Origin of the sequence: Lapidilactobacillus concavus DSM 17758 (assembly GCF_001435835.1) — a bacterium.
Classification (GTDB): Bacteria; Bacillota; Bacilli; order Lactobacillales; family Lactobacillaceae; genus Lapidilactobacillus; species Lapidilactobacillus concavus.
The window spans coordinates 15,051-35,869 of record NZ_AZFX01000072.1; the positions used below are offsets into that span (position 1 = coordinate 15,051).

General features: G+C 43.7%; 17 protein-coding genes and 1 pseudogene. All 18 read right to left on the minus strand.

What is annotated here, in order from left to right:
- Positions 1 to 34: 34 nt before the first annotated feature.
- Positions 35 to 1,405: a 23S rRNA (uracil(1939)-C(5))-methyltransferase RlmD gene (gene rlmD / locus FC15_RS06415; protein WP_057825025.1), complete on the minus strand. Its 1,371-nt coding sequence runs from the start codon at positions 1,403 to 1,405 to the stop codon at positions 35 to 37.
- Positions 1,406 to 1,579: 174 nt separating this feature from the next.
- A pseudogene (locus FC15_RS06420) lies at positions 1,580 to 2,512 on the minus strand (diacylglycerol kinase); the annotation flags it as partial.
- 56 nt (positions 2,513 to 2,568) lie between these two features.
- Positions 2,569 to 3,999, minus strand: a complete 1,431-nt coding sequence (gatB, locus tag FC15_RS06425; RefSeq protein WP_057825028.1) for an Asp-tRNA(Asn)/Glu-tRNA(Gln) amidotransferase subunit GatB — start codon at positions 3,997 to 3,999, stop codon at positions 2,569 to 2,571.
- Positions 3,999 to 5,468, minus strand: a complete 1,470-nt coding sequence (gene gatA / locus FC15_RS06430) for an Asp-tRNA(Asn)/Glu-tRNA(Gln) amidotransferase subunit GatA (RefSeq protein ID WP_057825030.1) — start codon at positions 5,466 to 5,468, stop codon at positions 3,999 to 4,001. Before gatA ends, gatB begins: the two co-directional genes overlap by 1 nt.
- Positions 5,465 to 5,770: an Asp-tRNA(Asn)/Glu-tRNA(Gln) amidotransferase subunit GatC gene (gatC, locus tag FC15_RS06435; RefSeq protein ID WP_057825033.1), complete on the minus strand. Its 306-nt coding sequence runs from the start codon at positions 5,768 to 5,770 to the stop codon at positions 5,465 to 5,467. Before gatC ends, gatA begins: the two co-directional genes overlap by 4 nt.
- A gap of 101 nt (positions 5,771 to 5,871) precedes the next feature.
- Positions 5,872 to 7,023, minus strand: coding sequence for a CamS family sex pheromone protein (locus FC15_RS06440; RefSeq protein WP_371861353.1), 1,152 nt, complete (start codon positions 7,021 to 7,023; stop codon positions 5,872 to 5,874).
- A gap of 8 nt (positions 7,024 to 7,031) precedes the next feature.
- Positions 7,032 to 9,068 (minus strand): NAD-dependent DNA ligase LigA, encoded by a 2,037-nt coding sequence (gene ligA, locus FC15_RS06445; RefSeq protein WP_057825037.1) that lies wholly within the window; start codon positions 9,066 to 9,068, stop codon positions 7,032 to 7,034.
- A gap of 53 nt (positions 9,069 to 9,121) precedes the next feature.
- Positions 9,122 to 11,380: a DNA helicase PcrA gene (gene pcrA, locus FC15_RS06450; protein ID WP_057825039.1), complete on the minus strand. Its 2,259-nt coding sequence runs from the start codon at positions 11,378 to 11,380 to the stop codon at positions 9,122 to 9,124.
- A 232-nt stretch (positions 11,381 to 11,612) separates the two neighbouring features.
- On the minus strand, positions 11,613 to 12,914 hold the full coding sequence (purB, locus tag FC15_RS06455) for an adenylosuccinate lyase (protein WP_057825041.1): 1,302 nt from the start codon (positions 12,912 to 12,914) through the stop codon (positions 11,613 to 11,615).
- 13 nt (positions 12,915 to 12,927) lie between these two features.
- Positions 12,928 to 14,049 carry an ATP-grasp domain-containing protein gene (locus FC15_RS06460; protein WP_057825044.1) on the minus strand — a complete coding sequence of 374 codons (1,122 nt, stop codon included), beginning with the start codon at positions 14,047 to 14,049 and terminating at the stop codon, positions 12,928 to 12,930.
- Between the two features lie 69 nt (positions 14,050 to 14,118).
- Positions 14,119 to 15,435: a nucleobase:cation symporter-2 family protein gene (locus FC15_RS06465; protein ID WP_268872205.1), complete on the minus strand. Its 1,317-nt coding sequence runs from the start codon at positions 15,433 to 15,435 to the stop codon at positions 14,119 to 14,121.
- A 99-nt stretch (positions 15,436 to 15,534) separates the two neighbouring features.
- Complete coding sequence (locus FC15_RS06470) at positions 15,535 to 16,116, minus strand: xanthine phosphoribosyltransferase (RefSeq protein WP_057825047.1); 582 nt, start codon at positions 16,114 to 16,116, stop codon at positions 15,535 to 15,537.
- Between the two features lie 175 nt (positions 16,117 to 16,291).
- Complete coding sequence (locus tag FC15_RS06475) at positions 16,292 to 16,975, minus strand: glycoside hydrolase family 73 protein (protein WP_235803355.1); 684 nt, start codon at positions 16,973 to 16,975, stop codon at positions 16,292 to 16,294.
- A gap of 25 nt (positions 16,976 to 17,000) precedes the next feature.
- The gene (locus FC15_RS06480; protein ID WP_057825049.1) at positions 17,001 to 17,504 is read right to left on the minus strand and encodes a GNAT family N-acetyltransferase; all 504 of its coding nucleotides are present in this window, start codon (positions 17,502 to 17,504) and stop codon (positions 17,001 to 17,003) included.
- 103 nt (positions 17,505 to 17,607) lie between these two features.
- Entirely contained in the window at positions 17,608 to 17,808 is a 201-nt protein-coding gene (locus FC15_RS06485; protein ID WP_057825052.1) for a cold-shock protein, read from the minus strand.
- Between the two features lie 267 nt (positions 17,809 to 18,075).
- A complete protein-coding gene (locus FC15_RS06490) occupies positions 18,076 to 18,693 on the minus strand; it encodes an ECF transporter S component (protein ID WP_057825053.1) in 618 nt (205 codons plus the stop codon).
- Positions 18,694 to 18,939: 246 nt separating this feature from the next.
- Positions 18,940 to 19,653 carry a glucosamine-6-phosphate deaminase gene (gene nagB, locus FC15_RS06495; RefSeq protein WP_057825055.1) on the minus strand — a complete coding sequence of 238 codons (714 nt, stop codon included), beginning with the start codon at positions 19,651 to 19,653 and terminating at the stop codon, positions 18,940 to 18,942.
- A gap of 305 nt (positions 19,654 to 19,958) precedes the next feature.
- Positions 19,959 to 20,819, minus strand: an 861-nt coding sequence (locus FC15_RS06500; RefSeq protein WP_057825057.1) for an ABC transporter ATP-binding protein, incomplete at its 5' end; no start/stop codon positions are given.

Below are 20,819 nucleotides of genomic sequence, written 5' to 3' on the forward strand. Positions count from 1 at the left end.
AATTCATACGCCTTTTACAAAGTCGTATGATTCTTTAATCCAATTCCAGCGCCGTCACGCTTTCGATATGATTACTCATTGGAAACATGTCGACAGGCTGCATGGTCGTGCCATGATAGCCGCCATCGATGAGGAGTCGTAGGTCGCGAGCAAGCGTGGCTGGGTTGCAAGAAATATAAACCAGCTTTTTAGGTCGTGCCTTCAAAACAGCTTCAATAAACTCTGGTTGGAGACCTTTACGTGGTGGATCTACGATTAAGACGTCAAATTTTTGACCTTTTTCAACCCATTCAGGTAGGATTTCTTCGGCTTTTCCAACGGTGAAGTCAATATTTTTAACGTGGTTTAATTCGGCGTTGATCTTCGCGTCGGCAATTGCTTCGGGCACAATCTCTAATTCGCGAACTTGTTTGACATGATCGGCAATCGAAATGCCAATCGTTCCAATGCCAGAGTATGCATCCACAACAACTTCATCGGGTTGCAAGTCGGCCTGTTCAATGGCCTGTTGATAGAGATTCTCGGTCTGTTCCGCGTTCACCTGATAGAATGATTGTGCTGAAATTCGGAACCGTTTGCCCAACAACTCGTCTTCAAGATAAGCATTGCCAAACACCGGACGCTCTTGCATTCCCAGAATCACATTTGTAACTTTAGGATTGTAGTTAATAATGATACTCGAAACCTCGGGTAGCTCACTAATTGCCTGCACAATGGCATCTTCTTGTGGTAAATGGCGTTGCCGTGTGACAAGGACAACCATCTGTTGACGCGTTTTACGCGCGCGCCGCACCATGATGTGACGAATCACGCCAGAATTATGCTCTTCGTTGTATGCAGGCACGTGAAAAGCACGCAAAATATCCCGAATTTTCTTAACTGTGGCATCAATCTTCGGATCTTGAATCAAGAAATCTGTCAGCGGTAAAAGTTGATGCGAGCGTTGTCGATAAAATCCCGTCTCCAATTGACCTTCGATCATTCGAACGGGAATCTGTGCCTTATTTCGGTAGTGAGTGGCTTCAGGTGCCGCTAAGGTGGGTTGAACGGTCAGCGGTAACTTTTCTTTTTGAAAAAGTGACTCGATTTGTTCCTGTTTGAATTTCAATTGGGCCGGATAAGCAAGGTGGGCAAGTGGCGCAATCCCGGTTTGCAAATAAACCGAGTTTTCTTGGCTCACTCGATCTGGGCTCGTCTTGATGAACTCGAGTAAACGACCGAATCCATAATTCTTATTCGCCTTCGTCACTAAATATTTAATTTCCTCACCGGGGAGGGCATTACTAATAAAAATTGGATAGCCCTCATCCACCTTCACAACACCCATTGCTTGATACGTCAGATCCATCACGGTGCCGGTTAGTACCTGATTTTTTCTAACTGGAACTTCATTCTTATTTGCCATAATAACTCCTCTAAATTCGCTGATCGGCCCAATTTTAATGATCTTCACCTGACCGACCTAATTAATGGTCAAAGGGACTGTGACAAATCAAAGTTGCCACAGTCCCACGACTGACTTCATGCTTTACTGTTCGTTTTTTCTTGCGGCATCTGACAACAAGGTTGCTTATGTTGGATCCGCAGATAACGCACGATCCGGAATCTCGTCGACATTGGCAAACATCTCGATATGTTGACGCAGATTGACAAAAGTCATTGGCGCATCGCCACCATACTCACCATCCAGATTGATCTTCATCTTCTCACCGGAGGCTGTTTTTGCAATCACTTTACGTGTTTTCGCGTAGATAATATTGGAATCGTTGATATGCCGGCCACCATTTAGGACCATCGTCATCAATCGAATGATTTCAGCTACGTTACTGGTCTTGACCACAATCAACGCAAAATTACCGTCGTCTAATGATGCATCCGGCGCAATCTGCTCGAAGCCGCCAATCGAATTGGTCAGGCCGAGTAGAAACATCGAGGCTTTACCGTCAAACACACCATCATCATACTCGATATGCATTTTAACCGGCTTGATCCTCGGCAGCATCTCAGCGCCCTTCACGACATAAGCCAAATAACCTAGTACCGATTTGAATTCTGACGGCACATCATAAGTTAATTCGGTTAAGAATCCACCACCGGCAATGTTCATGAAGTACTTGTCGTTGGCTTGGCCGATATCCATTTTGACCGTTTGTCCCTTTAAAATCAATTTTGCAGCTTCAACGGCATCATCACGGGGAATTTTTAACGCACGGGCATAATCATTCGTCGTGCCAGCTGGAATGATTCCCATCTTAGGGCGGTGCTTCAACGGCGCGATACCGTTAACCACTTCATTGATCGTGCCATCCCCACCAGCAGCCACAATGAGATCAAATCCATCTTTCGCAACGCGGGTGGCTTCATCAGCTGCAGAAAATGGTTTTGCCGTTGTTTGGAAGGCACTAGCTTCATAACCGGCTCTCTCCAGAATATTCAAAATTTCACCGACGTTTCTTAACATCGTTTCATGCCCTGAAGTGGGATTATATATTAAACGAGCACGCATTCTCATCGACAAAACCTACTTTCTCTTTCAATCAAAATTGGCTGCCCCTTAAGTCGAGCCAATTAACGCTTGTTTAATTCTGACATTAAAATTTGGTTGACCACTTTAGGATTAGCTTGGCCATGTGTCTGTTTCATAATTTGACCAACCAGGAACCCAACCGCGCGGTCCTTACCATTCTTGAAATCAATAATTGACTGCTCGTTGTCATCAAGAATAGCGGTGATAATTGGCTCTAGTACAGCGGGATCTGATTCCTGGATCAAGCCTTTTTTCTCGACCCAAGCCTTAGGATCAGTTCCATTCTTAATCGTCTCTTGGAAGACTTTCTTTGCAATCTTAGATGAAATTGTCCCATCTTGGATCAGCTTGATCATGATTGCGAGATGGTCTGGTGTTAATTTTGTGTCTAATAAATCGAGTTTATTCGCATTTAAGTAAGCACTCACTTCACCCATTAGCCAGTTCGATGCAAGTTTAGGATCCGCATCATGTGCGATAGTTTCTTCAAAGAAGTCAGACATTTCCTTGGTCAAAGTCAAAACACCGGCATCATATTCTGGAATCCCAAGCTGATCGATATAACGTTCACGCCGTTTATCTGGCATTTCTGGAATAGCCGCCTGAATTTCTTCGATCCAATCGTCTTCGATTTCAAATGCTGGCAAGTCTGGTTCAGGGAAGTAACGATAATCATCTGAACCTTCCTTAACACGCATTAGAATTGTTTCGCCGGATGATTCGTCGAAACGACGTGTTTCTGGTCGAACTTGATCACCTGCCATCAACACTTCGGCTTGACGCTTCTCTTCAAAGGCCAAACCCAAACGAACGTGATTAAACGAGTTCAGGTTTTTCAGCTCTGCCTTAACACCTAACGTTTCGGAACCAATCGGCCGGATCGAGATGTTCGTGTCAACACGCATCGAACCCTCTTCCATCTTCACATCGGACGCACCCGTAAACTGAATCGTCCTACGCAATTGTTCCAGATAAGCATACGCCTCATCCGGAGAAGTAATATCTGGTTTCGAGACAATTTCGATCAATGGCGTGCCCTGACGGTTCAAATCGACATAAGAATAGCCATCATCCCCGTGTGTATTTTTACCGGCATCCTCTTCAACGTGCAATTCTTCAATTCCGATTTTTTTCTTGCGTCCATTAACATCGATCTCAATCCAACCATCGCGCGCAAGTGGTTCTTCAGATTGCGTGATCTGGTAAGCCTTGGGATTATCAGGATAGAAATAATTCTTACGATCAAAATGCGTCGACTTGGTCACATTTGCATGTAGGGCTAAGGCGACCATCACACCTAGCCGATAAGCCTCACGGTTGACCGTTGGCAATACGCCTGGGAACCCAAAATCAATCACATTCGTACTCGTGTTCGATGCTGCACCGTAAGTAACTGGCGAAGGACTGAACATCTTTGTGTTTGTTTTCAACTCAACGTGAACTTCAAGTCCGATTGTTGTTTCAAAATTCATTAACGTGCGCCTCCCTTGAAGGTTGGTTGTTGTTCATAGTACTTCGTTGCCGTTTCAAATGCCGAAGCCGCTTTGAAAATACTACCTTCATCGAAGCGTTTCGCGATCATCTGCATGCCGACTGGTAAGCCTTGGTCATCGAAACCGGCAGGAACAGAAGCTGCCGGCACCCCAGCCATATTGGCAGAAATTGTCAAAACGTCTTTGAAGTAGAGCTTCAATGGATCGGAGATGTTTTCGCCTAATTTGAAGGCCGTATCCGGTGAAGTTGGCCCAATGATCAAATCATGATCACTCAGAATCTTCTCAAAATCTTGTTTGATCAATGTTCTAACTTGTGCAGCTTTATTGAAATAAGCATCATAGTAACCGGCTGATAGTGCGAAAGTCCCCAACATGATTCTGCGTTTAACTTCTGGGCCAAAACCTTCAGAACGACTCTTAACGTAGACATCCGTCAAATTCTTAACGTCTTCTGCGCGGAACCCATAACGAATCCCATCGAATCGTTGTAAGTTCGATGACGCTTCACTGGAAGCCAGCACATAATAAGCAGGCACGCAATACTTCGTATAAGGAAGTTGGACATGATCAATGACCGCACCCAGTTGCTCCAGCTGCTTCAGACCCTTCTCAACTTGAAGCTTGACGCCTTCATCAATACCTTCACCGAAGAACTCATCAGGCACCGCAATGCGCATGCCTTTAATGTCTTGACCAATAAACTGTGTAAAATCAGGGACTTCGCGCTTAGAACTCGTGCTATCTTTTTCATCATGACCAGAAATAGCCGAGAGAATTGTTGCAGAATCCTTCACACGACGCGTCATGACACCGATTTGATCGAAACTCGACCCAAAAGCAATCAAGCCCCAACGCGAGACGCGGCCATAGGTTGGTTTGATCCCAAAAATGCCATTGTAAGCAGCTGGTTGACGAATCGAACCACCTGTATCACTACCGAGTGCAGCAACAACTTCACCTGCAGCAACCGCAGCAGCAGAACCGCCTGATGAGCCACCAGGAACGCGGTCGAGATCCCAAGGATTTTTAGTTGGTTCGAAATATGAGGTTTCTGTCGAAGAACCCATGGCAAACTCATCCATGTTTGTTTTACCAAGATTGATCATGCCCGCAGTATTTAACTTGTTAACAACAGTCGCATCATAGACCGGATTGAAGTTCTCCAACATCCGACTACCCGCCGTGGTGCGAATGCCTTTCGTGACGATATTGTCTTTATACGCAATTGGAATCCCCGACAACGGATTATCAGGATCAATGCCCTGTTCATCGATTGCAGCAGCATCTGCCAAAGCTTGACGATCATTTACTGTGACGAAAGCATTCACATCGGACTCATGAGCTTCAACGGCATCTAATGAGTGCTCAACGAGATCACTTGCCGTTATCTTCCCAGCAACAAGTTGCTCATGTAGCTCATCAATACTTAAATCTAAATTATTCATGCGTCAACTTCCCCTTTGTCAATAATTGATGGCACTTTGATCAGACCATCTTTCGTTTCCGGAACATTTTGCAATAATTCATCCCGTGAAATGCCATCATCGACCACAACATCTTCACGAAAAACATTGATTTCATCAGTGATATGAGTCGTTGGTTTGACACCTTCCGTCGTCACCTCAGACAATTGATTCTCCATATCAATAATTTGGTCTAACTGTTTGGTAAACTGGTTCAGTTCTGCATCGCTAAAAGATAGGCGCGCTAAACTTGCCACATGGGCAACTTGGTCTTTAGAAATCACCGTCTAATTCCTCCATCCATGAGTCTCTTTAATTAAGTTTCTGAATCGAACTTTGTGACCACTTTCTGTTTCATTCTATCATTTAAAGGCAGACTAAAAAACTAGTAACTGCTAAAAACATGCGTATAGAAATCTTTTTCGCCGCTATCTCGATTCAAGAAACTCTGAATTCCCTCAACTGACGAGACCTTAATCTCGATGGGAATATTCGCAGGTAAATACCGTGTCGCCGCTGTCTTCGTATACTGTGTAAAACTGCGGATTTCATTCTCACCAAAGAATTGAGTGGTGACTTTGATTTTCATCCCCACTAATTGGTTATCCTGATATTGAACTTGCGCCGTCACCCCGCTCAAATTTGGGAAAAATGATTGAATGTGTGACTTAAAGTTCGTAAAGGACTCGCTATCGCCATCATTAATGGCTTTCTCGTTATTGATAACAGGAAGCATGCCATTCTTCTGATTGATGGTTGTCCACTTATTAATTGAGTTACCAGATTCACTGACTGCTTGTGCAAAATACGTGCCACCAACTAAGCTATCATTATCGGCTTGTTCATATAGTGCAAAAACGATGGGCACCTTTTCTAAACCTTTTTTCTGTCGTAATCGCGCTAAAATCGTCTCGGCCATTGACTTGCCTTGTTGTTCGCGTTCCGTTTGAGAAATCGTCGTCTTGAAAACCGCACCATATTGGACCTTACGATAATTATCAACGCTGTTCATGCCCAAGGCAATCGAAACACCGCCGAGTTCATAGGAATTCCCATTTTGGACGAGATAATCTTGCTCCAAGAGATCCTGCAAATAGATTGGATTTCGTTTAGTAGGATCGGTCTTGCCATTATCGACAGGATTTAGTCCATCTGGATTCTTCTTCGATTTTCGAGCCAGCCACTGATTTGCCGTCGTTCTCGAAATATATTGACCTTCTTGGAAAGCATACTTGGTTGGCGCAAAATGTGCCTTGCTCAGGGTTGTTAAGCCACTTTCAAGACTATAAACATTCAGTGTGTTGGCACTTTTATCGTTTAATAAACCGCGAGCTGCGCTGACCTTATACTTACCATCCGTCAAGAGTGCACTATATTGAGTGCCATCCGTTGTCCCGGTAACCTGATAAGAGGAAGAATTCGAAGTGGTATCACTAGTTGTATTCGAACCTGTTAATCCGGAATTTTGTAGACTGCCACAGGCTGCCAAGCTAATCATCATTCCGACTAGCAAAAATAAACGTCCAATTAATTTAATGTGGTTCTTCATGCTTTCACCTCATCAAGGTATTGCTTCACAGTTGCCTCATCAATAATCTCAATCGACAAAGACTGCGCCTTCGTTAATTTACTACCTGCGTCTACGCCAGCAATCAGTAGATCTGTCTTTTGTGAAACCGATCCAGTCACTTTCGCACCAAGTGCTGTCAAACATTGTGTTAGCTCAGGACGCGTGAAGTCACTTAGCTTACCCGTCAACACAACGGTTTTATCTTTGAAATAATTATCAGGCGTTGCCTTAGTTTCACTCGGCCCGAGATAATCAAAATTGACCCCAGCCTCCGCTAATTCTTGAATTAATTGCTGCATCTGCTCATTCGCAAAATAGGCTTCTAGACTATCAACGATAGTCTGACCAATGGTCTTGATCTGATTAATTTCGTCTGGGTCAGCAGCCATCAACGCCCTCAAATTGCCAAAGTGTGCTAACAATAGACGAGCAGCTTTGGCACCGACATTTCGAATACCTAGGCCAAAAAGTAGTCTCTCTGCAGAGTTTTGTTTCGATTGATCGATGGCGTTTAATAAATTGTTGATCGACTTTTCTTTGAATTTATCTAATTGTGATAAATCGTTTGCCGTTAAGTGATAAAGATCGGCGACATCTTTGACAAAATGACGATCGTACAACTGGGCAATAATCTTTGGTCCCATACCATCGATGGCCATTGCATTTCGAGAGGCAAAATGTGTCAGACCCTCTTTAACTTGCGCCGGGCACATTGGATTAATACAACGCAATGCTACCTCATCTTCAAGATGAACCAATTTTGCACCACAAGATGGACAAGTCGTTGGGATCTCATAGCGAACACTATCTGCAGATCGTTTGGTCAGGACAACTTCCGAAACCTCCGGAATAATGTCTCCTGCTTTATGCAATTTAACCGTATCGCCCAAACGGACATCTTTATCTTGCAGCATATCGGCGTTATGAAGTGTTGCTCGTGCTACGGTTGTCCCCGCAAGCTGTACGGCATCCATCACCACTGTCGGTGTAACGACACCGGTGCGGCCAACCGTCCACTCAATATCACGCACAATTGTCTCCGCTTCTTCCGGTGGAAATTTATAAGCAATTTCCCACCGTGGAACTTTCACGGTGTTGCCTAAGCTTTGTTGTAACGACAATGAATTAACTTTCAGCACGACGCCATCAATTCCATAAGGTAACTGATCTCGTTGTCTCTGATATCGCGCGATAAATGCGTGAACATCCGCTAGATCATTCGCAACTATTGATGCCGGGTTAACATGAAATCCCCATTTTTGTAATTGCTTCAATGCTTGGTCTTGGGTTTCAACAGCATATTGCGAAGCATTAACGATGGTATAAATAAACGTATCCAATTGACGTTGCGCCGTTACAGTTGAATCCAACTGGCGCAAACTACCCGCAGCCGCATTACGAGGGTTTGCGAAAATAGGCAAGCCTTCTTGGTCTCGTGTCTCATTCAGTTGCTGGAAAGAGGCTTTGGGCATATAACATTCACCCCGAACTTCTAAGTCGATTGGCTCGGACAAAGTTTGAGGAATTGCTTTGATCGTCCTTAAATTTTTCGTCACATCCTCACCAATCGTCCCATTGCCACGCGTTGAACCTTCGACCAGCTTTCCGCGTTCATAACGCAATGAAATCGCAAGTCCATCGATTTTTAATTCGACACTGTATTCGCTAGGTGCCTTAATTGCGGTCCGAATTCGTTGATCAAATTCTGCCAGTTCAGCCTCTGAGAAGACATCTCCCATCGACAACATTGGAATATCGTGTTTAATCTTAGTGAAGTCGGATAAAACAGCGCCACCAACTTTCTGTGTCGGTGAGTCGGCCGTCACCAAATCAGGATAGGCCTGCTCTAACAACTCCAAGTCACGATACTGAGCATCATAAACCGAGTCTTCTACAAGCGGGGCATCCGCCGTGTAATAAGCTTGAGCATACTGAGATAATTGTGCACGCAATTCAGCAGCGGCCAGTGATGCTTCCTCATGCGAATAATCCGAAATAGGTTTTTCCAACAAACCGATCTCACTCCTTTACTAAAAACGGACAGATTGGGTTACAATTCTCTCAACTACTTTTGATCTGAACTGATTTTCTCGATTGGGGCGAATGCAGCCATTAGATTCTTAATACCGACTTCCGGAAAAGCAATCGTTAATTCGATGTCCGCAGAACTGTTATTGACTTGGACAACTGTCCCTTTCCCCCACTTACGATGTTCAACCTTATCTCCAACTTGCCAGGCCTCTTTTTCGGCACCAACAGAACCGCTTGCTTTAACCGCAACATGAGATTCATGGTAGGTCGTCGCCTGTGCACGGTGAATTTGACGCGGTTTAGCCATCGATGACGCATTTGTCTGATCGAAAGGATAAGACCCTGCAGTTGGATTCTCAGCTTCCAGCACGTCGGGATCAATCTCACTAATAAATCGGGAAGGTGGATTACTCTGTGAACGACCATAGAGCATCCGCGAATAAGTGTTAGTTAAATAAAGTTGTTTCTCAGCACGCGTAATTCCCACATAAGCCAAACGACGCTCTTCCTCCAGCGCATCGTCTTCCAACAATGCACGTGACAGCGGAAAGATACCTTCTTCAAGTCCGACTAAGAAAACAACCGGGAACTCGAGTCCTTTGGCCGCATGTAACGTCATCATAGTGACTTGTTGGGCATCATCGTCTAAATCATCCTGATCAGAAACGAGTGCTAATTGTGAAATAAAGTCGGTCAATCGATCACTATCGTCATCTTCTGGCTCGTAAGTATCATCGAATTGTTTCGTGACCGTCAGAAATTCCGCTAAGTTTTCGAGACGTGTTTCTGCTTCAACTGTTTTTTGAATTTCGAACTGATGTTGATAGCCCGTCTTCTCCAGAAGTGCTTCAGTCAATTCGGTGATCGATAATTCTTCACGTTGTTGGTTCAAGCCATAGATCACCTGTGCGAAGTCAAGTAGACTCGTTCGTGGCTTCGTCGCGAGTGATGAGAGATCCGCATTGCGTGCTGCTGCCAGCAACGACCAATCATGTTCATCTGCGAATGTCTGAAGTTTAGCAATCGTCCCCGCGCCCATTCCCCGTTTAGGCTCATTAATGATTCGATTGAAACTCATTGAATCATCTGGATTAGCAACTAAACGTAAATACGCCATAATATCTTTAATTTCTTTTCGATCGTAGAATTTGTGACCACCAAGGATCTTGTATGGCACGTGACGTTGAACTAATCGCGACTCAATCGAACGTGACTGGGCATTCGTTCGGTAAAGAATGGCAAAGTCACCATAATTATTTTCGCGTGATTCGAGGCGTTCCTTGATCCTCGACGCGACGAAATCGGCTTCGTCAACTTCACTTTGAGCGCGATAATAAATCACTTTATTGCCCTCGGGATTATCCGTCCACAATTCCTTTGGTTTACGATAATTGTTATGATTAATTACCGCATTGGCAGCAGCCAAGATGCTTTTAGTCGAGCGATAATTCTGTTCCAACAAAATCATCTTCGCATGTGGATAATCTTTCTCAAAATTCATGATATTATCCATATTCGCGCCACGCCAGCCATAGATACTCTGATCAGCATCCCCAACAACGCAGACATTTCGGTAACCTGCACCTAATAGTTTCACCAGTTGGTATTGCGCCTCATTGGTATCCTGATATTCATCCACATGAATATAGCGGAATTTACGCTGATAGAAGGCCAGTGTTTCATCACTAGTGTGAAACAGGCGAATCGTCTGCATGATCAAGTCATCAAAATCAAAGACCTGATCTCGCTGCAATGATTGCTGATAGCGGCGATAAACCTTGCTGACAATCTGATCAAAGCCTTCTCCAGCATTCTGTTCAAATTGTTCTGGTGTTAATAAATCGTTTTTAGCATTGCTGATGTGACCCAGAATTGCCTTCGGTTCGTATTTCTTAGGATCTAAATTCAATTCGCGCAAGATGCGCTTGATCAATGTTAATTGTTCGGCGGGATCTGCTATGGTAAAGGACTTGGCGTAACCAATCTTCTCACACTCACGCCGAAGAATTCTGACACAGAGTGCATGAAACGTCGATACCCAAACATCATTGGCATCTTCAGCGAGTAGTTTACCAATTCGTTCGCGCATTTCTTTAGCTGCCTTGTTCGTGAATGTGATCGCCAAAATTTGCCATGGCAATACCCCTTTTTCTTGAATCAAATACGCCACGCGATGTGTGAGCACCCGTGTTTTACCAGAACCTGCGCCAGCCATAATTAATAATGGCCCCTCAGTTTGTAAAACAGCTTCTGTTTGTTTGTCATTCAGTCCTTGCAATAAAGTCGTCGCCATGTTGCCATCCTTTCAAAATCCCGCTACTATTCTAAACTCTTATTATACCAAATATTGATAATGAAACCTAAGATTATCGGCAGTCTTAGGATTGGCTTAAAATTCTACGGCAGATATTTCAGTTGGCTCAATCAGCCACCTGTTCAAAAATAATAACACTCAAATTTGCCCATTTAAAAAAGCATACTCATCAATCACAAGTATGCCCTTATTTAAAGATAAAATTCATCAATTAATCTGAAACTAACCCTAGACGCGTAAAAATCTCATCAACTCGGCGCAAATGCCAATGATAATCGAAGGCATCTGCCAATTCTGCAGGCGACAATTGTGCCATAACTTTAGGATCTTCGGCTAATAACGTCTTAAAATCCGCGCCCTGATCCCAAGCAGCAGCGGTTTTAGGTTGAACGAGGTCATAAGCTGCTTCACGACTCAAACCACTCTCTACAAGTTTCAATAAGACCCGTTGGCTATAAATCAAACCATGCGTCAGGTTCATGTTTTTGAGCATTCGTTCTGGAAAAACACCCAGATTGGTCAACAAACGATTAAACCGAGCCAGCTGGTAATCGAGCAATGTCGTGGCATCTGGGAGAATAATACGTTCTGTCGAGCTATGCGAAATATCACGTTCATGCCAGAGGCCGACGTCTTCCAATGCGGGAACCTGGTAGCCACGAATAACACGGGCAATCCCGGTTAAATTCTCAGAACCGATTGGGTTGCGTTTATGCGGCATTGCGGAAGATCCCTTTTGACCAGCAGCAAACTGTTCTTCGACTTCATGAACCTCCGTCCGTTGTAAATGACGAATCTCCAACGCAAATCGTTCAATTGAAGTGGCAATTAACGCCAAAGTATCAATGTATTCAGCATGAAGATCGCGTGGTAACACCTGGGTAGAAATGTCCTGCGCACGAATGCCTAATTTCTCAGTCACATAAGCCTCAATCTCGGTTGGCACATTAGCAAACGTGCCAACTGCCCCACTGATTTTACCTGCTTCAACACCAGCTGCCGCGTGATCAAAACGTTCAAGATCGCGTTTTAACTCGGCGTACCACGTTGCCAGAACCAATCCAAATGTCGTCGGTTCAGCATGCACCCCGTGAGTACGGCCAATCATCACGGCATCTTTAAATTCTAGCGCACGTGCTTTGACTGTATCCAGGAGCGTCTCTAAATCAGCGCGTAGGAGCTCGTTAGCCTGCTTTAGGCGATAACCCTGAGCTGTGTCAACAACATCCGTCGAAGTGAGTCCAAAGTGCACCCATTTGCGTTCAGCGCCAAGTGATTCAGAAACTGTCCGTGTGAACGCAACCACATCGTGTTTTGTGACTTGTTCAAGTTCCTGTACGCGTTCAACCGTGAAGCTCGCCTTGTCACGTATTTTTTTAGCGTCTTCAGCCGGAATCTCTCCAAGTTTGGACCAAGCCTCGCAAGCTAAAATCTCAACTTCAAGCCATGCACGATATTGATTCTCGACACTCCAAACTTGATTCATCTCTGGTCGACTATAACGTTCTAACATGATTCACTCTCTCCTACCATAATTCAGTACCATCTAATAATTCAAGCAAGCTTTGGTAATCACTGGCAACAATCGTCGCTTCACCAAGTACTGGCTCATGATGACCGTATTGTTGAACAACTGGCCAAAAACTAAACTGCCAGTTGGCGCGCTTTTGAATTTGTGCAAAAACTTGTGGTTCCAGATTTGCCGGTAGTGCAATCAAGGCACCTTCTTGACGAACCCATAAGTTAGGTACGGGCCACTCGCATAGGGCTCGTAACTGCAATTCATACTGCGAAAAGTTCGTGACGCTGTCATAAAGATCAGCTGCCTGATAAGTGCCCGGATAAATTCGATTCACAAACAACAGACCAGATTTTGTCTCGAGGAATGTCACACCAAGTAGACCTTGATAATTAATATTCTCGGCAATCTGAACCGCCACGCGTCGAATTTCATCCATAATTTCTGGAGGGTTCTTCTGATGAGCGATTGCACTGTGAAAGTCACCTTCACGATAGACCGTCTCTAAGGCAGGGAAGGCTTGGACAAAACCACTGCGGTCTTTGCTGACCATGATTGAAAACTGCTTCACGTCTGGCAACCAAGACTCCAAAATGTAACTACCATCCGCCATCTTATCGGCAAGCTTACGTAAATCATCCGGTTCCTCAAGCAAGTAATGAGACTGCTTAGTTAGCCCCTTCTGAATTGGTTTGAGAATGCAGGGGTAACCAATGGAATCGATGACCTCACGTATGTCGTCCAACGAAACAACCATTGCGTATGGTGGAATATTGATGTTGTGATCTTCCAAAAACACTTTTTCTAAATAGCGATCTTGCGTGATCGCTAGCAACTCAGTTCCCTGTGGTAATTTAGCCGCAATTTGTGCTTCGTTGAGTGCGTTAATACTCACGTGTTCTGTCGCATACAGTACAACTTGACTGCCTGCTGCCAAGCGCCGCAACAAATTAACGTCATCGAGAGCACCTACGATGACCTGATCTGCAGCCTTAGCCGCTAAATCATTAACATCCTGAACCAATAGATTCACCCAAAAACCGAGTTTGTGAGCGGCAACAGCTAAATTCCAGCCATTTTGACCGCCACCAATAATTCCAATATACGAACGCGGATAAACAAAACTCATAAAATAACCCTCTAATCTCTTAGCTATACGAATAAGTGCTTGAGAAACGGCTTTTAAATGGTAACTGTTTTAGTCTTTAGTCGATTGACCATCGAGTTCATGGCCGTTGTTTCCTATTTTAGCAAATAGCAGGTTCAAAATCACTGCAATAAGGCTGGCAACCACGATTCCATTTTGTAAAAAGAGCTTTGCTTGATCAGGAATGGCATTAAAGATCTCCGGTTTAACCGTCACACCTAACCCAGCCCCAATTGACGTTGCGGCAATCAACAAGTTCTGGTCACTCGTAAAGTCGACCGACTGTAACATCCGAATCCCCTGCACCGCAACCATACCAAACATCACCAACATGGCCCCGCCTAAAACTGGGGTGGGAATGATTGTTGCCAGTGCACCAACTTTAGGTAGCAACCCTAGAAGGACTAAGAACCCGGCTGCAAAATAAATTGGTTTGCGGGTTTTAATTCCAGAAAGCTGAACGAGGCCGACATTTTGTGAAAAAGCCGTGTACGGAAATGTGTTAAAGAGACCACCAAAAATAATGGCTAACCCCTCGGCGCGATAGCCTTTTTTAAGATCGGCTTCTTCGATTGGACGATCCACAATATCCCCCAGTGCGAAATAAACGCCGGTTGATTCAACCATTGAAACTAACGAAATAATAATCATCGTGATAATTGGTGCCGGCTCAAACTGCGGACGTCCAAAATAAAAAAGTTGTGGGAAATGGAACCAACTTGCTGACATAACGGGCGCTAATGAAACCATCCCCATCATTCCAGCAACGAGCGTCCCCACAATTAGACCGACTAAAACGGCAATTGATTGAAAGAATCCGCGTGCCCAACCATTAATTGCTAAAATCACAACAACCGTCAATAAGCCCACCGCTAGATTCTTGGGATCTCCGAAGTTTTTAATGCCATCGCCACCGCCTAAATTTCCAACGGCAACCGGAATTAAGGTCAACCCAATGACGGTAATTAACGAGCCGGTCACAACGGGTGGGAATAGTTTTTTAATTTTAGCAAACCAGCCAGAAATCAGGATCACCACTAATCCTGCGACAATAATCGAGCCATACATCGCACCGATGCTGTAATTCTTCCCAATCATCTTTAAAGGTTCAATCGCCTGCACTGCACAGCCCAACACAACAGGTAGGCCGATGCCCATGAAACGATTGCTTCGTAACTGCAAAAAAGTGGCCAAGCCACACATAAAAATATCAATTGAAACTAAGTAAGTCAGTTGCTTAGCCGAAAAGCCTAAAGCCCCACCAATCAATAATGGCACCAAGACCGAGCCGGAATACATCGCTAATAAATGCTGCAGGCCCAAAACAGCAGCCTTCGGGTTTGAAATTGTTTCTGCAGATTGTTTCAAAAATCGTCTCGCTCCTATCATTATTCATTGTGAGTCTCAAGTATCTCTATTTAACTTGTCTCGCGCACCCAGTCAAAAATCAAAAATAGTGCGTATCAATCAATCTTGGTCATCAACGAAGACAACCTGCCCATCCTTGAACGTCTTGATACGAGCCAATGATTCAACGTGAACGCCCTTAGCATCCAACAATTGGCGGCCCTTCTGGAACGTTTTTTCGATGACAATACCAACACCTTCAAGCGTGGCATTTGCGGCCGTAATGATTTCCATTAAGCCTTCTACAGCCTGTCCATTAGCCAAGAAGTCGTCAATAATCAGCACATGATCATCTTCATCTAGAAATTTCTTTGAAATCGAAATCTCGTTACTTACTTTTTTCGTGAACGAGTACACGGTTGCTGTATACAAGTTATCTTTCAACGTCAGAGACTTGTGTTTACGTGCAAAGACAACAGGCACTTTGAAAATCAACCCAGCCATCACTGCCGGTGCGATCCCGGAAGACTCTACAGTTAGGATCTTCGTGATCTTCTTCGACTGAAATAGCCGATAGAATTCCTTACCCATGGCATACATCAGTTCAGGATCGATTTGATGATTCAAGAAATTATCTACTTTCAACACGTCATCGCCAAGAACTTGGCCTTCTGTTCTGATTTTATCTTCTAACTGCTGCATAACTAGCCTCCAGAAATTATTTACCCTAACATAGCACAATCAACTTATACTGACAATAATTGTTCGGTTTTCAACTCATGAATCTGTCGAGCCGTGAACTAATCATTCAGACGATTCTAAATTAGAAAAATGGTAGATGAACGTGTTTCAACACGATTCGTCATCTACTGATTTTTTACTTATCATATTGATTCAAATCATACTGCTCAATCAAGTTGATCAGCTTTGTGGCATAATCTGGATCCGTTGCGTAGCCATCCGTTTGTAATGCTTCAGCAGCGGCCTTGTAATTATCTGCTGCCAGAAAATGAACATATTGCTGCGGATTCCAAGTCGTGCCTTTATGAAATAATTGGGCATGCTCTAATAACGAAGCCGCATATGACGGATAAACTCGAAAACGTGCGGTCACCGTTTGCCATTGGCCATTTACGTATTCTTGAGTGGTCATTTCCCTTGTGTTGGTTGGATCTGACCCCTTGATTCCAAAGAGGTTGCGATATTTCGCGGTTAACTGACTTTCGCCCCAATTACTCTCCAAAATCGCCTGCGCAATAGTGACACTTGGTAAAACCTGATATGTGTTTCGAAGCTTCACCGCTTCCGGCGCAATCTCTTGAATGAAGGCCTTCTTCTTATTCACCACTGCAGCTTGCGACGACGCGACGGCTTCGCGATGTGCCTTAATGACCGTTTGTTGATGCTCGACCATCACAAAAAGTAGCATCACGCTGACGATAATCGCCGCCAAAATAAATCCGAGCTTCGTCATTCCGCGATAAAATTGTTGGTTACTACCTGAAGTAAAACGATTCCGCCGTGGACTCTTTCGCCTCACTGATTTACGCCGTGCCGCCAAGCTGATCCCCTCCCTTTGCCAAAGCTTAAGAAACCGGTGAAACTGTCAAGATTTTATTAAGGACAATCATATCACGTAATTGAATCCCATTCTCGTAAATAGGTTCCGGATATTGCTTAAAGAAATTTGGCCGAATCGCCGCAAAGCGAAATCCATTATGTAAATAGAAACTTAGATTCACTATCGAGCCATCGCCGGTTCCAACAAGTAATTCCTGTTGCCGCTCCCCCGTTGCCAGTTCTGTTGCAAAATTGATCAACAGACGACCAAGCCCTTGTCGTTGAAATTCTGGTGCCACAGCGATTGCCTTAATTTCTCGTCGATGCTCAGTCAACTGCTTGACCACAAGACAAGCCACGAATACACGTTCATCTCGTACGGCCCAAATCCGTGAGTCAGGTAAATACTTCTCGATCATTACCCAAGACTCATCTGCTAGAAATAATAGTGGGGCAAGTTGGCGACGTGCTTCGACCAACGTTAACTGCCAGAGTGTTTGTTTCGAATTAATCGTTTTAACTAACTGCATGACTGTTCTCCTAACTGGGTCTGATCATTCGTCAAAAGAATTCAGAATATCAAAAAAGGACCGACAATAGTGTCGATCCTCAACTGTTATTAACTAAACTAAATTAGTCTTTGTTAACGTTAACAGCTTGTGGTCCGCGATCGCTTTCTTCGATATCGAAAGTAACAGCTTGGCCTTCTTCAAGCGTCTTGTAGCCGTCGCCTTGGATAGCTGAGAAATGTACGAATACATCGCTACCATCTTCGCGAGTGATAAAGCCGTAACCTTTTTCTGCGTTAAACCATTTTACTGTGCCGTGTTCCATTAGAACATTTCCTCCTCTAAGAGCATAAAAAATTTGTTTGTATTTCTGTGTGGTACTAATGGAAGAAAGTCTATGCGAACAATCGAATCAATACCATTCAAAAACTACAACTATTATATTAACATTAACACAAATTAAATACAAGTATTTATTCGCAGATGTTTATTTATTTTTTTAAATCACTTGAATGTTAAGCGCTAACAGATATTCACTATTTTATGCAATCCAGTAAGTAAACCTTTCTTAATCAACCTTATTCGATATACTTTAGGAGCGGCGTCTGTCCCAAACATGTTTCAAAGAACGAGCAATTAACGGCACAATAATAAAGCCACCAATCGCTTCGGAGATTCCGTTGACACCTAAGGCAATCATCAGGACAACAAAGAGATTATTTGAGTTTCCCTTCATGTTAAGGATACTTAGTAAGTTGCCTGAGTGATTCAGAAAGATCAGTGCGGTCAAACTGACCACAAGCAACGTATTGGCAGCGGCGCCGATTAGCCCAGTGATTCCTAGTCCTAGCGTCTGAGGTAGTCGCGTTCGGCCAAACACTTCAGGTAAAACACCAGCAAGCCAACCGACAATCACTCGTGGGACGATGGCAATGATTGGATTCGTAAACAGCAAAAAGGTCACCGTCCCTGGAGCAGTATAGGCATGAATTAAAGAAACAACCCCCCAGATCAACCCTAGAATTGCGCCTTCAGTTGGTCCCAGCGTTGCGGCAGCGACCATGACTACCATAATAATCAATGAAATTCCTGGCATGCCAGGAATAATGGTCAAATAGCCAAACAATGGGACGAAAGTCTGCAACAAGATAATACCCGTAAAGATACCAATAACCGCGATTCGTTGGGCATGTTTTCGTGATCGATCCATTTTTAATCACCTCAAGAATTATTGCCCTTATTTTACCCGAATTCATCGTCATTGAGTAGCATTATTCCTTAACTCATCAAATATTTTACGGCAAGCGCTACTGGCGGCCATGCGTTTTGTTGGGTGAATTGAATGATAATGAACCGTTAACGACAAAAAAGACTAAAAAAATCATTGCGCTCACGAACCAAATCATGAATGCAATGACTTTTGATATCAAGGTTGGTTAGAACCAACCGATTTAAATTAATATTTCTGAGATAACTTGCTTGCTGCAGCTTCGTCTAAGATAAATGTAACGTTATTGTGTTTTTGTAGAATACTTGCAGGAACATCTGTCGTAACTGGACCTTCGATCGTTGCTTTGATTGCATCAGCCTTGTCTTCGCCGTAAGCAATCAACAAGATATTCTTGCTCTTCATGATTGAACCGATCCCCATTGAAATTGCATAGCGAGGAACATCAGATTCATTTTCAAAGAAACGAGCGTTGGCATCGATTGTTGACTGTGTCAATGAAACTTTGTGTGTAGGACCATCGAATGGTGAACCTGGCTCATTAAAACCAATATGACCATTGCGACCGATTCCTAAAATTTGGATATCAATTGGGTTCTCGTCGATGATACGATCATAATCTTTAGCAGCTGCTTCAATATCTGCAGCTTCGCCATCAGGAACATAGCTCTTCTTGAAAGGTTTCTTGTTGAAAAGATGTTCTTGCATGAAATAGTGGTAACTCTGATCGTTAGTTGCAGGTAAGCCGACATACTCATCCAAGTTAACAGAAGTTAAATTTGAAAAATCAAGATCACTTGAAGTCATCGCATTGTAAAGCGTAACAGGTGTACTACCCGTTGCTAAGCCTAAAACCTTTGCACCATTTTCAATGCCGTCCTTGATGATGTTAAAGGCAGCTTGGCCGCCTTCATTTTTATCTTTATAAATTTCAACTTTCATCGCAAGTTCCTCCTTGTTTGGTCTAGTCCAATTTAACCCGAATCCAAATTTTTGTCAAGGGAAATCTCCTGGTTTTCAACGTAAAATAATGACACGCGCTCGATTAAAATATCGTCTTCTCTTTAGCCAAATCACCCTGATCCTTTCACGATGCTATCCCATTTCTAAGCTTATCAAAGCGTTAGATGATTATTTTTTAAAAGCACATCCATAAACATAATGAATTAAAAAAACATCTACACCAATAAGGTATAAATGTTTTAAACGGTCAAATCCTAGTTTTAATCACTAACTGGTATCGTTGATTAAGCGTGTTCTGGCGCACGATTTTCGTCTTTCGCCTTTTCAACGATCGATAAAGTCGTGTCCTTATCGAAGAAGTGAGCTTTGTTTAAATCGAAACCGAATTTAATTTCTGAACCAGGTTTATGATAGTCGCGTGCGTCAACCTTAGCAACGTATTCAGTCTTACCTGATGTGACGTAGAGCATTGATTCGGCACCCAATAATTCAGACACGACAACTTTAGCGCTGACGGTTGCTTCAGGGAAAGTCTCTAAGAAAGCTTCTTCAGAATGAATATCTTCTGGACGAACGCCTAATGTCAAATCCTTGCCATCATAACCATCTTCATTGAGAATCTTTGCGCGACCTTCTGGCACCTTTAAGTTGATGCCATCATTTGCGTCAGTCAAAACGCCATTCTCGTAGTGAACTTCAAAGAAATTCATGGCTGGTGAACCAATGAATCCAGCGACGAATTTGTTCTTAGGTGTGTCATAAACTTCTGAAGGTGTCCCAATTTGTTGCACTTCACCCATCGACATCACAACGATCCGGTCGGCCATCGTCATCGCTTCCGTCTGATCATGAGTCACGTAAATAGTTGTTGTGTTCAAGCGTTGATGTAACTTGGCGATTTCGGCACGCATTGTCACACGTAACTTAGCATCCAAGTTAGATAAAGGTTCATCCATCAAGAAGATCGGTGCATCACGAACGATTGCACGTCCTAAAGCAACACGCTGGCGTTGACCACCAGATAAAGCGGCTGGTTTACGATCAAGGTAGTCGGTTAAACCCAAGATTTTAGCGGCTTCATCGACACGCTTCTTGATATCAGCCTTCTCGTATTTACGCAGTTTCAAACCAAACGCCATGTTATC